Raw genomic sequence first — 14038 nt, 5'->3', positions numbered from 1 at the left:
GAGCAGGGGATTTTAGGTTCAAGCATTTCGGACGTCTTTCGGCGTTGTGAAAAATACGGAGAGCATGGATAGAATGCAAAGCATTACGCAAACTCCTAACCCGATCATCGCGGCAAAGCCCGCATCATGGCTGGCTGACAATGCACCAAAAACACTGGCGCAAACTGCGATACCAATGGAACCACCGAGCGTGCTCGCCATTTTGTAAATGCCCGTCGCAACGCCCGCCTTGTCAGCCGGTGAATTGGCAACGGCCGAATCTGTCGAAGGCGTCGCATACAGACCAAGACCGATTCCAAATAAAATGAAACCGATGATCACTGCGATAGTGTAAGGCATATCATCCAAAAACGTGAAAGCCATAAGCATGACGCCGATACTCGTCACTAAAGGTCCGATCATCATCGGCTTTCTTGCCCCTATTTTCCGGATCAGCTTTTCCCCGATTCGGATTGTCACTAAAATACAAACCAGATAACCGATGGACAAAAGCCCCGACTGAAATGACGTAAAGCCTCTCGCCATTTGGAGATAGGTATTGATAATGATCAAAGACCCCGCTACCATATTCAATAAAAAGTTCGATAATGTCGCGCCTGAATAGGCACGATTTTTGAAGATGGAGAAATCGATAAAACTATCGTCTCCTTTTTTGAATCCATTTCGAAAGAAGAAAATCGCTGATACGACAAAGAGGAGAAGCAAAGAGAGGGTAATCTTGCTTGACCAACCGAATGAGCCACCCCGTGTAATGACGAGGTTTAAGCTGAGCATCGCCAACACAAATGGGATCAGGCCCACGTAATCGAACTTCTTACTTGTGGCCACTGTTTTCGTCTCAGGTGTACCTTTTAATAACACGAGAGAAAGGATAGCCACCGCGATGGAAAAAATGAAAATCCATCTCCAGCCCAACGATGTCGCAATGGCTCCCCCGGCCAACGAACAGATGCCTGTCCCACCCCAGGAGCCGATCGCCCAGAAACTCAATGCGCGTTGACGGGCTGCACCGTCATAATACGCTTTCACGATCGACAGCGTCGCAGGCATGACGCAAGCCGCGGAAAACCCTTGAATGACCCGTGCCGTTATGAAAAGCGACGTGTTTGTTGCAAGAATAAGAAGTAACGACCCGACAATGCTCAGTATCAAACCGATGACCGTTAACCGCACCGCCCCGAAACGATCGACAAAGCCTCCCGCAACGACGACGAAAATTCCCGAAAAAAGGGCTGTCAGGCTAATTCCGATGCCAATCGTACTGACATCGATGCCCAAGTCCTGCTGGATAGCCGGCACCGTATTCAACAGCGCCTGCGCAAACAACCAATATGTAATAATCCCTAATACGAGACCCGTTATTAATTTATCATTACCTTTATATGTACCTTCCATCTGTACCTGTACACTCCATCTAGTTTGACTTTCTTACATGTAAAAAAAAGACCGGACCTTGGAAGGTTGATTTATCCAAGATCCGGGATAATGTTCAAGCTACTTTATTCAAACGTACGCCAGCCGATGTCCTGTCTATAGAAGAATCCATTCCATTCCAGTTGGGACAAGCCTTTATACACTTGACTTTGTGCTTCTTTCAGTGAGTCCGCTTTCGCTGCGACGAGAATGACGCGACCGCCATTTCCTGCAAAGCCGGCGCCATCCGATTTCGTCCCCGCATGGAACACGTCCAATCCTTGTGTCTGCAGAATATCGAGATTAGGCAATGCCGTTCCTTTTACCACATCTCCCGGATAACCGTCTGCCGCTATGACAACGCCCAACATCGCTTCGTCATGCCATTGCAGGTCATACGGTTTGCAATCCATAAGCGCAGCCATGAATGCACCGAAATCGGATGCCATCCGTGGCAAGACGACTTGCGTTTCAGGATCCCCGAAACGTGCATTGAACTCGATCACTTTCGGTCCATCTTCCGTCAAAATAAGACCTGCATATAAAATTCCTGTAAACGGCGTCCCTTCCGCTGTCATCGCTTCGACAGTCGGAACGACCACTTTATCATACGCTTCTTGTACAACGCTATCCGAAATTTGCGGAACCGGTGAATACGCGCCCATGCCGCCTGTGTTTGGCCCTTTATCGCCATCGAACGCACGCTTATGGTCTTGTGCGATGACCATCGGGTAAATTTGTCCATCATGCACAAATGACATATAAGAAAACTCTTCGCCGTCCAGGAATTCCTCAATGACGACACGTGATGAAGACTCGCCGAATTTCTGATTGCCGATCATATCATCGACCGCATCCAATGCTTCGTCCAACGTCATCGCGACAATGACGCCTTTCCCAGCCGCAAGCCCGTCCGCCTTAACGACAATCGGAGCACCATTTTCACGGATGAAAGCTTTCGCTTCTTCCGCGTCCGTGAACGTTCCATACGCCGCAGTCGGAATATTGTATTTCGCCATCAGCTCTTTCGCAAACGATTTACTGCCTTCAATTAGCGCAGCCGCTTTCGTCGGGCCGAATGCCTTCAATCCATGCTCCGCGAAAAAATCGACAACGCCTTCCGCAAGCGGTTGTTCAGGACCGACAAAAGTCAGGTCCACTTCATTTTCTTTCGCGAACGAAACAAGCGCTTCGAAATCCAATGCATCGATTTGTACACATTCCGCATCATTCTTCATACCATCATTGCCTGGCGCGACAAAAACTTTCTGAACGGAAGGGGAGTTTTTGAACTGTCTGGCAATCGCATGTTCGCGGCCGCCGCTCCCGATAACGAGTATATTCAACGATAATCCTCCTTAGTGTTTGAAATGACGGACGCCTGTGAACACCATGGCAATGCCGTATTCGTTTGCTTTTTTAATGGAATCCTCATCTTTGACCGATCCGCCTGGTTGGATGATAGCCGTGATGCCTGCTTTCGCAGCCGCTTCAACTGTATCGTCCATCGGGAAAAACGCGTCTGATGCAAGTGCTGCTCCTTTTGCACGTTCTCCCGCTTGTGTCAATGCGATATTCGCTGCGCCAACGCGGTTCATCTGTCCTGCACCGACACCGAGTGTCATATGATCATCCGATACAACAATCGCATTTGATTTCACGTGCTTGACGACTGCCCAGCCTAGTTTCATCGCTTCCCACTCTGCTTCTGTCGGTTCACGATCCGTTGCCACACGGATATCCGCATCCGCAAAGCCATACGTATCCGGTTCCTGCATTAACAGTCCGCCTTCTACAGACACGGTATTCCATTTATCTTTTTTGTTTTGATCAAACGAAATCGTAAGTAAACGGATATTTTTCTTCTTCGTCAAGATTTCAACAGCTTCAGCTGTGAACGATGGTGCAATGATGATTTCAAGGAATATTCCTGATAGTTTTTCAGCAGTTGACGCATCCACTTCACGATTCAAAGCGATAATGCCGCCGAAAATGGATACCGGGTCTGCTTCATAAGCTTTATTGAACGCATCGAAAACCGTTTCGCCTGTACCGACGCCACATGGATTCATATGTTTCACTGCGACTGCCGCAGGACCTTCGAATTCCTTGACGATTTGGATCGCTGCATTCGCATCTTGGATATTGTTATAAGAAAGCTCTTTGCCGTGCAATTGTTCAGCATAAGCGATCGAGAAATCCGAACCGAGTGGACGGCTATAAAATGCCGCTTTCTGATGCGGGTTTTCACCGTAACGGAGCGGTTGTTTCAACTCATATGTATAAGTCACCTGCTCCGGGAACTCTTCGCCTGCAAGATCAGTCAAGTAGCCTGAAATGAGCGCATCGTACGCAGCTGTATGGCGGAATACTTTCGCCGCTAAACGTCTGCGTGTTTCCAATGTCGTTTGGCCATCCGTCTTCAACTCTTCCAACACTTGCGCGTAATCCGCTGCATCGACAATGACCGTGACATACGCATGGTTTTTCGCAGATGCACGTAGCATCGCCGGTCCTCCGATGTCGATATTTTCGATTGCATCATCCGTTGTCACATCCGGTTTGGAAATCGTTTCTTTGAATGGATACAAGTTGACACAAACGATGTCGATCGGTTGGATGCCATGCTCTTCCATTTGCGCCTGATGCGTCGGGTCATCTTGTTTCGCAAGAAGTCCACCGTGAATCATCGGATTGAGCGTTTTTACACGGCCTTCCATAATTTCCGGGAAGCCTGTTACCGCATCGACAGCTGTGACAACTACGCCATTATCCGCCAGGTGTTTCATTGTTCCGCCTGTAGACAGCAATTCATAGCCAAGCCCTTCCAACTCTTTCGCAAACTCCAAAATACCACTTTTGTCTGACACGCTTAGCAGTGCACGTTTTTTCACGAGTAATATCCTCCATTTTTGTAATAAATAAAGTCGGTAAAAATGTTCACCGACTTGATCTTATATTTTCATTATGTAACCACTGAAGCTACTTTCAGCGTAGCGATTAGCAAAATAGTTTATTCAATGCATCCTTATAGAGTTCGTGTTCAACCGCATGAATCGCTTCCGCCGTCTTTTCGACGTCTCCATCGATGACATCGACCGCTCGCTGTGCAAGAATCGGACCGGTATCCATCCCTTCATCAACAAGATGAACCGTAACCCCCGTCACTTTCACACCATGCCCGATCGCTTGTCCAATGGCATCTTTCCCAGGGAAAGATGGCAACAAAGACGGATGAATGTTTACGATTTTGGAAGGGTATGCTTTCAATAACGTCTGACCCACAAGGCGCATATAGCCTGCGAGAATTAACCATTCCGCCCCCGACTCACGAAGCGCAGTAAGAATGGCTTCCTCATACGCCTCTTTCGTCTCGTAATCTTTCGGTCTGAGTGCCGCAATCGGGATATTCGCTCTGCGAGCACGTTCGACAACGAACGCTTCCGGCTTGTTCGTCACCATGAGGACAATTTCGGCGTTTAGCTCCCCTTTTTCACATGCTTCCGCTAATGCGCCGAAATTACTGCCGCTTCCAGATGCGAAAACGGCAATTTTCATTTTACGAGTCATTTTGTAAGGCTCCCGTCATGTTCACCTGTAAATGTGACCCCTTCACCTGCTGTGACGCGACCGATTTTGTATGCTTTTTCACCGTGTTGCTCAGCGATCTCAATTGCACGATCCGCTTGTTCAGCCGGAAGTGCTACGACAAAGCCGACGCCCATATTGAAGACGCTATACAAATCTTTATCCGTCAATTGTCCTTTTTCCTTCAGTATTTGGAATACTGGAAGGACAGGCCATGCGCCGAGGTCGATTTCCGTTCCAAAACCTTCCGCTAACATACGCGGCAAGTTTTCGAAGAATCCGCCACCTGTAATATGCCCCATTGAATGGATGTCCAATTCTTCGTGCATTTGAAGGACAGGTTTCGCATAGATTTTCGTCGGTTCAAGAAGCGCCTGACCAACTGTGCCAAGTGCTTCATATCCTTCGATAACACCATCGATTGCATAACCGTTCTCTTCCAGAACGATTTTACGAACAAGTGAATAGCCGTTAGAATGAATGCCGCTTGATGCAATCCCGACAAGCACATCGCCTTCAGCCACTTTTTCACCTGTCACAATACGACTTTTTTCGCAAGCACCCACTGCGAATCCGGCAAGATCGTATTCATCGATCTCGTACAATCCAGGCATTTCCGCCGTTTCTCCACCGATTAACGCTGCTCCTGACTGAACACATCCATCGGCAATTCCTTTAACAATCGCTTCCACCTTCTCAGGTACCGCTTTGCCAAGCGCAATATAGTCCAGGAAGTAAAGCGGTTCTGCCCCTTGCGCCACAATATCATTGACACACATGGCGACACAGTCGATACCGATCGTATCGTGTTTGTCTGCCATAAATGCCAGTTTCAATTTCGTCCCGACACCGTCTGTCCCTGAAATCAGGACCGGCTCTTTATATTCCAATGCTGAAAGGTCGAACATGCCGCCGAAGCCGCCGAACGTTCCTGCAACACCCTTTCGTGCAGTCCGTGCCACATGCGATTTCATCCGTTCAACCGACTCATAGCCAGCCTCGATATTGACTCCCGCTCTTTCATATGCCTTAGACATGCAAAAGGCCCCCTATCTCACAATTTCTTTTTCATGTGGCATTGCCGTATCCGAATAGATTTCCGTCGGATAATTTCCAGTGAAGCATGCCAAACATTGCCCACAGTTCTTCATCTCTGGAGAACGGCCAATCGCCTTTAACATCCCATCTGCAGATAGGAATGTGAGCGAATCCGCTTCAATAAGATCCCGGACCTCTTCAACAGTTCTGTTCGTTGCAATCAATTCGGAATCTGTACTAATATCAACACCATAATAACAAGGACTGACAAGAGGAGGAGATGCAATCACGACGTGAACTTCCTTTGCACCAGCTTCCTTTAGCATCCGTACAATCCGTTTGGACGTCGTGCCGCGGACGATGGAATCATCGACCATGACAACCCGCTTACCTTCAACGACTTGTTGAACCGGGGAAAGCTTCATCTTCACGCCTTTTTCCCGTAACTCCTGTGACGGTTGAATGAATGTCCGACCGACATAGCGGTTTTTGATAAGGCCGAGTTCATATGGAATTCCGCTCTCCTCTGAAAAGCCGATAGCGGCCGAAATACTTGAATCCGGCACACCTGTCACAACATCCGCTTCAATCTTCACTTCACGTGCCAACTGTTTCCCACAACGTTTTCGTGCTGAGTGGATATTGATCCCATCAATATTCGAATCCGGGCGGGCAAAATAGACATATTCCATCGAACACATCGCACGGTCCGACGCTTCGGCAAACCGTTCGGAACGCATCCCTTTGTCATTAATAATGATCAATTCACCCGGTTCAACCGAGCGGACACATTCTGCACCGATAATGTCAAATGCACATGTTTCGGATGCAACGACCCATGCATCCCCCATCTTCCCGATGGATAAAGGACGGATCGTATTCGGATCCTGCGCTACCATCAAACCATCGTCCGTCAACATGACAAAGGCAAATGCACCTTTCAGTAGCGCCAAAGCTTTTTTCACTCTGTCTTGTTGCGTTAACGTACCACTCGTCGTTCTTTTCACTAAATGTGCAAGCACTTCCGTATCCGAAGCCGTTTGAAAAATACTGCCTTGACGTTCGAGATGTTCACGCAATTCAACTGCATTGACGATGTTGCCATTGAGCGCAATCGACAGGCTTCCTGTCGTTGAACGGAACACAAGCGGTTGGACATTTTCTATACCGCGACCGTTTTCTGTCGTATAACGGACCTGTCCAATAGCCGCATTTCCTTTTAGATTTTTTATCGCATCACCGGAAAATACTTCATTGACAAGACCTTCATCTTTAACGACATGCAGTTTTTTGCCTTCCTTCGTCACGATACCGGCGCCTTCCTGCCCACGGTGTTGCAATGCGTGCAGACCATAATAACTGATCTGCGCCGCATCTTCATGACCCCAAATGCCGAACACGCCGCACTCTTCGTTTAAGCCTCTGAGTTCAGCAAGCATTGGATAGCCCCTTTCCAAGCAGTACGGAATTCTTCAACCGATCCGTCGATTAACGTACCGTTGTCACCATTGATGACAAGTCGATCGCTGTCAGTCACTGTACCGATTTTAACGGCATCCGTTACAGCCGCTTCGAAAGCTTGTGCATGTTCTTCTTTAACCGTAACAAGGAAACGTGATTGCGTTTCACTGAAAAGTGCCGTTACTTCAGAACCTGAAACCGTTACGCCCGCTCCAAGACCTTGTGCACCAAATGCTTTTTCACAAAGCGCAACCGCAAAGCCGCCTTCCGATAAGTCCGTTGCCGATTGAACAAGCCCCTCTTGAATGGCAGACAATAATTGCTTTTGACGAGTCGCTTCCACGTTTAAGTCAATCACCGGAACTTGTCCGAAGATTTTCCCTTCCGTCATTTGTTGAAGCTCACTGCCGCCGAATTCCATTGCCGCTTCACCGATAACGTAAATGACATCGCCCGCCTGTTTGAATTCCGTCGTTACCGTTTGGGAAAGATCATGGACGAGACCGACCATACCGATTGTAGGCGTTGGATAGACCGGAACACCGTTCACTTCGTTGGATAAAGAAACGTTCCCACTGATGACTGGCGCATTCAATTTGCGACATGCCTCAGAAATCCCTTCCGCTGACTTTTCAAGTTGCCAAAACACTTCCGGCTTATCCGCACTACCAAAGTTCAAACAGTCCGTGATTGCGATCGGTTCAGCGCCAGAACAGACAAGATTTCGTGCCGCTTCAGCAACTGCAATTTTCCCACCAGTTTCTGGATCGAGATAAACAAAACGTGAGTTACAATCGGATGTCATTGCAAGCCCTTTATTCGTCCCATCGACACGGATAACGCCTGCAGAAGCTCCCGGTGCAACAACCGTATTCGAACGCGCTTGTGTATCGAATTGGTTATAAACCCATTCTTTGGATGCAATCGTCGGGCGTTGCAATAAGTCTTTCAACGTCTCTGTTAAATCGTTGACAGCCGGCTCTGTTTTTTCCATTGCCTGGAACTCTTTGAAGTAAGCAGGTTCCTCTGATTTTTTATGGTAAACTGGTGCATCTTCAGCAAGTGCATCCGCTAATACTTCTGCAACCACTTCTCCTTTATGAAGCAAGCGAAGCATTTTATCATCTGTTACTTTCCCAATTGCCACAGCTTCAATGCCATGTTTCGCGAAAAGATCCGTCACTTCTTGTTCACGGCCTTGTTTTACGACGATCAACATACGTTCTTGGGATTCTGACAACATCATTTCATACGCTGTCATTCCTTCTTCACGTTGTGGAACAAGGTCAAGATTCAGCTCTACTCCATATCCAGCTTTTGATGCCATTTCCGCAGCCGAGGATGTAAGACCCGCCGCACCCATATCTTGAATACCGATCAATGCATCTGATTTTACTAGTTCCAAACATGCTTCCATGACCAATTTTTCAAGGAATGGATCGCCTGCTTGCATCACTGGAAGTTCTGCTTCTTCTTCCACAGTCACTTCAGAAGAAGACATCGTCGCACCGTGAATGCCGTCACGCCCTGTTGTCGCACCTGCATACATCACTATGTTGCCGACACCGGACGCAACACCTTTTTGAATATCTTCATGATTCAATAAACCGACCGCCATCGCATTGACCAGTGGACGCTTTGAATAACAATTGTCAAATTGCACCTCACCGGCAATCGTCGGGATACCGATTTTATTGCCATAGCTTGCAATCCCAGCAACCGCCTCTTCGAATAGGTAACGGTCACGTGCATCCGTCAAGTCTCCAAAACGAAGGGAATTGACGAGCGCAACAGGGCGTGCCCCCATGGAAAACACATCACGCAATACTCCGCCTGCACCCGTTGCCGCACCGATGAACGGTTCGATGGCTGAAGGTGAGTTATGCGATTCCATTTTGAAAACGACCGCCTGATTATCGCCGATATCGACGATCCCTGCGCCTTCACCAGGTCCTTGAAGCACACGCTCTCCATCCGTCGGGAATTTACGTAGCACAGGCTTTGAACTTTTATACGAGCAATGTTCTGACCATAATGCGGAGAACAAGCCGGTTTCCGTATAGTTCGGAAGACGTCCGAGCATTTCTTCTGCAAGTGCAAATTCTTCGTCAGTCATTCCCATTTGAAGGTATAGTTTTTCATCTTTAATCTGTTGAGCGTTCGGTTCATGCTTGGCTGACATTGTTTTCACTCCACCTTTTCAAAATTGAATTGAAGAGAGGTAATCCGTCTGTTCCTCCAATGATCTCTTCGACTGCACGTTCAGGAAGCGGCATCATGCCGAGTACATTCCCTTGTTCGTTTAACACCCCTGCAATGGCTTCCGTGCTGCCATCGACGTTTTCATCCGCATATGTAAAGACGATGCGGTTGTTCGCTTTCAGCTCCGCGACAGTTGCTTCATCAATGTAATAATTGCCATATTCATGCGCAAATGGAATTGTAACCTCTTGACCGTTTTCATAATCCGCAGTGAATTTAGAATCTGTATTATGAACAGTCAACTTCGCACTGCCCGCTCTGAATTTCATGCCTTTATTCCGTAGGAAAGCCCCCGGCAATAGCCCTGTTTCCGCAAGGATATGAAAACCGTTGCCTACGCCTAGAACCGGCTTACCTGTCGCAGCGAACGCTTTTAAGCCTTCTATCGCTGGCGAGCTTTGCGCCAATGCACCCGGACGAAGATAATCACCATAAGAAGCTCCACTTGGGATAAGGATCGCATCGTAACCCGCAAAATCCGTTTCTATGTGCTGGACGTATTCCGCTTCTGCTCCTAGAACTTCTTTTACCGCGTGATACATATCAATATCAGAACCCGATCCCGGGAATGTTAAAATAGCGAACTTCATTTGCCCGCAACCTCCCCGATTTCATAACGGTAGTCTTCGATTACTTTATTGATCAGTAGCTTGTCACACATTTCTTTGACATGTGCATCGATGTCAGATGCTGAACCGTTTAATTCCAATTCAATCACTTTTCCGATACGAACGTTTTCAACTTCGTTAAAGCCTAATGTTTGTAGTGCTTCCTTTGTAGCAATTCCCTGCGGATCAACAACACTTTCACGTAGTGTTACGTATACATTTACTTTTGTCATGTCTTTTTCCTCCCAAAATGGAATTAGTTTACGTTAGTTCGTACAACCCAAACGGATCATTGAGGCCAAATGCCGGATGCATCAATTTCTTTTAAAGTTTTTTCGATATCGTCAGTCATGATTGTGACATGACCCATTTTACGCTTTTCTTTCGCTTCCGCTTTTCCATACAGATGAATGGACCAATCAGGATATTTGCCGACCACATTGGTCAGTGGCGCAACATGTTCCCCAAGTACGTTCACCATAATGGATGGCGCCCACAATCTTGGCTTACGTAGCGGCCAACCGCAAACGGCACGGATATGCTGGTGGAATTGCGAAATATTACATGCTTCAATGGAATAATGCCCTGAGTTATGTGGACGTGGCGCCAGTTCATTGATGATAATCGTATTATTCTCAAGAACGAACATTTCAACCGCCAACGTGCCGACAAGTTCCAAGTGATCAGCAATTTTAGTTGCCGCTTCTTCAGCTCTTGCCAATACATCTGGGTGTACCCGTGCAGGAACAATCGACTCATGTAGAATATGATGCTTATGGATATTTTCCGCGATCGGCAGACAGTAGGATTGTCCTTCCGCATTGCGCTGGATAATCACGGAAATCTCCTTTGTGAATGGAACAAATGCTTCCGCGATGCAAGCCGAATGAGCAAACAGGGATGCCGCTTCCTTCAAATCATCTGCAGAATCGATTTTCAATTGTCCCTTGCCATCATAACCGCCAAACGCCGTCTTCACGATACAAGGGAATCCGACCTCTGCAATTTGAGCTGTCAGTTCGTCAAATGTCTGCGCAGCAATATAGTTCGCGACAGGAGCACCTGAAGCTGTAATTTCCGCCTTTTCAGTGATACGATTTTGCGTAATCCGGACAAGATCCGCACCCTGTGGCACATAAGCGATTTCGGATAGTCGTTTCAATCCTTCGTAATCAATGTTTTCAAATTCATACGTAATGACATCACTTACTTCAGCAAGCTCTTCAAGTGCTGCCTCATCATCATAAGGCGCCACAATTTGAATATCTGCAATCTGACCGCATGGCGAATCCATCACAGGATCCAGTACAGCGATTTTGAACCCGGCTTCCTTCGCCGCAAGCCCCATCATTCGGCCCAGTTGCCCTCCGCCGATGATCCCGATCGTCTGTCCAGGTAAAATGGTTTTCATAGTAAATCACCGCTGCTTTCCAATGCGATTTTACGCATATTGTCACGTCGCTCTTCCAAACGTTTCATCAAGCTTTGATCATGGACCGCTAAAAACTGCGCTGCCAACAGGCCGGCATTCGTAGCCCCTGCTTTGCCGATCGATACGGTTGCCACGGGAACACCACCCGGCATTTGCACGATAGAAAGAAGTGAATCCATTCCATTCAATGCCTTCGATTGGACCGGTACGCCAATGACAGGAAGAAGTGTCTTCGCTGCAACCATCCCCGGAAGATGAGCCGCCCCACCCGCTCCAGCGATGATAACCTCTATTCCCCGACCTTGGGCTTGTTCTGCATATTCAAACATGAAATCAGGCGTACGATGCGCGGAGACTACTTTCTTTTCATAAGGAACTGCTAACTCGTCCAATATGTCACACGCATGCTTCATCGTTTCCCAATCACTTTTACTACCCATAATGACACCGATCTTCGGTTCCACTGATTATCCGCTCCTTTTAATCAATCACAGCACTTATATAAAAGTTAAATCAAACAAAAACGTCCTTGAATAACCCACTCTTCACACGCGTGAAAAGCGGATTATTCAAGGACGTTGAAATATGCGTTAAGATGACTGTATCCATTGGGACTCACACACCTCTCGCTTCAATTCTTGAACTTTCGCTTTCCCGCATAGTCCGGACATTACGGTGTCCTGGTAGAAACACTGAAGCCAATTCTTCAGCATATATGGGGGATTCCTATTTACTCTACATATTTTATCAAGCCTTTGGCTGTTCGTCAACGGAAAAACGAACATTGTTATACTTCTTTTTTTACAACGTTCGTCTTTTGTGCATTTATTGTTCAGAAAGAACTCCTTTGAATTGAATGAGTTGCCGAACAGGTATATATTCACCATTCACTTCCTCAAACAACGGCTCTTCCTTTCTGCCCGCTACGATATATCCTTCAGCTGCTAATCTGCCCAAGCACTCTTCAATGCTTTCCCCTTCCTTTACTTCAAACCATACCGTCTTTTTTTTGCTCATCCCTAAACAACTTTCCTTTCCTTACTGTCTTGACCCAGAACCCGCCATGAATCGTCTTCGCCTCATAAGCAATGATAAATGCCCTTGGATCGATTTCTTTAATAAGCGTATATAATTTCAGCTCATATTTACGCGGTGTAAGAATCTGCATAGCAGAACGGTCTCCATCCAATCCATTCGCAGACCAATCCGTTACCCCATACCCTTTCTCCCTCAAAATAGCTGGTAACTTCAAATTTTTCTCTGCAGTAATTACATTCACCGTAATGTAGCCAAGTGCCATCTTCTCTTCAATCTTCGTACCAATAATAACACCGCATCCATAACCGACCGCATAAGCAACCAAATTTTGAATTTCGTTCAGATTATCCAATACGAGGCCTAATCCAACAACGTATATAACAACTTCCACCATACTTACAGCGGCTGCAAAATACCTATACCCTTTAAGCGTTAAGATCATGCGCACTGTAAAGAACGTAACATAGACAATATTGATCGTGAAAATGATCAGCAACATTTGCAAAGTAATATCCCCTTTCCTCGCTTGCTCTCATCGTATCGCGCACAGTGGTGGATTTCAAGAGAAGGGTAATAGTATTTTCGGTTCAAATCCTCAAATGGATGGAGATTTGAAATGGCGTGGGGCAATGTGAGTGGGATTATCGTTCGAGGGGGTTCTGTTGGTTGTTATAAGTCACTAAGGGAAGGATAGAGTTGAGAGCGAGGGAGAGGCGAGAATATGAACGCTGGGAAGTAGTTATGAGCGCTGGGGCGAGAGATTGATCACTTGGATGTAGTTATGAGCGCTGGAGCGAAGGATTGATCACTTAAAAGTAGTTATGAGCGCTGGAGCGAAGGATTGATCGCTTGAAAATAGTTATGAGCGCTGAGACAGGAGATTGATCGCTTCGAAATGACTTTGAGCGCTGAAGTAGGATAAAGAGCACTTGGAGAGAATTGAGCGGGTGAAAGAGAGGTATGTTCATTTGGAAGATACTTTGAGCGTTTGAAGCGTCAGGATGATTGTTATATAATTGCTTGATCTGTATCTTTCAAGTTTTTTATATTTACAAACAAAAAAAGCCACTACCTATTGGCAATGACCTTGACGCCTGGCGACGTCCTACTCTTGCGGGGGAAAACCCCAACTACCATCGGCGCTGAAGAGCTTAACTTCCGTGTTCGGGATGGGAACGGGTGTGACCTCTTCGCCATC

13 protein-coding genes, 1 rRNA gene and 1 riboswitch are annotated in these 14038 nt (G+C 47.0%); all 14 genes read right to left on the bottom strand.

What is annotated here, in order from left to right; translation table 11 throughout:
* Positions 1-18: 18 nt before the first annotated feature.
* Positions 19-1395: an MFS transporter gene (locus MHZ95_RS19245; RefSeq protein WP_239392424.1), complete on the bottom strand. Its 1377-nt coding sequence runs from the start codon at positions 1393-1395 to the stop codon at positions 19-21.
* Between the two features lie 104 nt (positions 1396-1499).
* Complete coding sequence (gene purD / locus MHZ95_RS19240) at positions 1500-2759, bottom strand: phosphoribosylamine--glycine ligase (RefSeq protein ID WP_239392423.1); 1260 nt, start codon at positions 2757-2759, stop codon at positions 1500-1502.
* Positions 2760-2771: 12 nt separating this feature from the next.
* Positions 2772-4307, bottom strand: a complete 1536-nt coding sequence (gene purH / locus MHZ95_RS19235; protein ID WP_239392422.1) for a bifunctional phosphoribosylaminoimidazolecarboxamide formyltransferase/IMP cyclohydrolase — start codon at positions 4305-4307, stop codon at positions 2772-2774.
* Between the two features lie 106 nt (positions 4308-4413).
* Complete coding sequence (gene purN, locus MHZ95_RS19230) at positions 4414-4983, bottom strand: phosphoribosylglycinamide formyltransferase (protein ID WP_239392421.1); 570 nt, start codon at positions 4981-4983, stop codon at positions 4414-4416.
* On the bottom strand, positions 4980-6038 hold the full coding sequence (gene purM, locus MHZ95_RS19225; protein ID WP_239392420.1) for a phosphoribosylformylglycinamidine cyclo-ligase: 1059 nt from the start codon (positions 6036-6038) through the stop codon (positions 4980-4982). Before purM ends, purN begins: the two co-directional genes overlap by 4 nt.
* 12 nt (positions 6039-6050) lie before the next feature.
* A complete protein-coding gene (gene purF, locus MHZ95_RS19220) occupies positions 6051-7478 on the bottom strand; it encodes an amidophosphoribosyltransferase (RefSeq protein ID WP_239392419.1) in 1428 nt (475 codons plus the stop codon).
* On the bottom strand, positions 7454-9682 hold the full coding sequence (gene purL, locus MHZ95_RS19215) for a phosphoribosylformylglycinamidine synthase subunit PurL (RefSeq protein WP_239392418.1): 2229 nt from the start codon (positions 9680-9682) through the stop codon (positions 7454-7456). Before purL ends, purF begins: the two co-directional genes overlap by 25 nt.
* Complete coding sequence (gene purQ / locus MHZ95_RS19210; RefSeq protein ID WP_239392417.1) at positions 9666-10352, bottom strand: phosphoribosylformylglycinamidine synthase subunit PurQ; 687 nt, start codon at positions 10350-10352, stop codon at positions 9666-9668. Before purQ ends, purL begins: the two co-directional genes overlap by 17 nt.
* The gene (gene purS / locus MHZ95_RS19205) at positions 10349-10603 is read right to left on the bottom strand and encodes a phosphoribosylformylglycinamidine synthase subunit PurS (RefSeq protein WP_239392416.1); all 255 of its coding nucleotides are present in this window, start codon (positions 10601-10603) and stop codon (positions 10349-10351) included. The genes purQ and purS overlap by 4 nt, the downstream gene beginning before the upstream one ends.
* 56 nt (positions 10604-10659) lie before the next feature.
* A complete protein-coding gene (purK, locus tag MHZ95_RS19200; RefSeq protein WP_239392415.1) occupies positions 10660-11781 on the bottom strand; it encodes a 5-(carboxyamino)imidazole ribonucleotide synthase in 1122 nt (373 codons plus the stop codon).
* Complete coding sequence (gene purE / locus MHZ95_RS19195) at positions 11778-12266, bottom strand: 5-(carboxyamino)imidazole ribonucleotide mutase (RefSeq protein WP_239392414.1); 489 nt, start codon at positions 12264-12266, stop codon at positions 11778-11780. Before purE ends, purK begins: the two co-directional genes overlap by 4 nt.
* A 175-nt stretch (positions 12267-12441) precedes the next feature.
* Positions 12442-12541: riboswitch (purine riboswitch) on the bottom strand.
* A gap of 86 nt (positions 12542-12627) precedes the next feature.
* Complete coding sequence (locus MHZ95_RS19190) at positions 12628-12819, bottom strand: NETI motif-containing protein (protein WP_239392413.1); 192 nt, start codon at positions 12817-12819, stop codon at positions 12628-12630.
* The gene (locus MHZ95_RS19185) at positions 12791-13339 is read right to left on the bottom strand and encodes a DUF2179 domain-containing protein (protein ID WP_239392466.1); all 549 of its coding nucleotides are present in this window, start codon (positions 13337-13339) and stop codon (positions 12791-12793) included. Before MHZ95_RS19185 ends, MHZ95_RS19190 begins: the two co-directional genes overlap by 29 nt.
* Positions 13340-13932: 593 nt before the next feature.
* Positions 13933-14038: ribosomal RNA gene (rrf, locus tag MHZ95_RS19180) — 5S ribosomal RNA — on the bottom strand; the annotation flags it as partial.

The sequence above is a fragment of the Sporosarcina sp. ACRSM genome, assembly GCF_022346545.1.
Classification (GTDB): Bacteria; Bacillota; Bacilli; order Bacillales_A; family Planococcaceae; genus Sporosarcina.
Note: the sequence above shows the minus strand (reverse complement) of the source record. Positions and strands in the feature narration are given on the sequence as shown.

Coding starts and splice junctions, on each gene's coding strand:
- purK (WP_239392415.1), bottom strand. CDS start 11,781: ATGAAAACCATTTTACCTGGACAGACGATCGGGATCATCGGCGGAGGG.
- MHZ95_RS19245 (WP_239392424.1), bottom strand. CDS start 1,395: ATGGAAGGTACATATAAAGGTAATGATAAATTAATAACGGGTCTCGTA.
- purM (WP_239392420.1), bottom strand. CDS start 6,038: ATGTCTAAGGCATATGAAAGAGCGGGAGTCAATATCGAGGCTGGCTAT.
- purQ (WP_239392417.1), bottom strand. CDS start 10,352: ATGAAGTTCGCTATTTTAACATTCCCGGGATCGGGTTCTGATATTGAT.
- purF (WP_239392419.1), bottom strand. CDS start 7,478: ATGCTTGCTGAACTCAGAGGCTTAAACGAAGAGTGCGGCGTGTTCGGC.
- purS (WP_239392416.1), bottom strand. CDS start 10,603: ATGACAAAAGTAAATGTATACGTAACACTACGTGAAAGTGTTGTTGAT.
- purN (WP_239392421.1), bottom strand. CDS start 4,983: ATGACTCGTAAAATGAAAATTGCCGTTTTCGCATCTGGAAGCGGCAGT.
- purL (WP_239392418.1), bottom strand. CDS start 9,682: ATGTCAGCCAAGCATGAACCGAACGCTCAACAGATTAAAGATGAAAAA.
- MHZ95_RS19185 (WP_239392466.1), bottom strand. CDS start 13,339: ATGTTGCTGATCATTTTCACGATCAATATTGTCTATGTTACGTTCTTT.
- MHZ95_RS19190 (WP_239392413.1), bottom strand. CDS start 12,819: ATGAGCAAAAAAAAGACGGTATGGTTTGAAGTAAAGGAAGGGGAAAGC.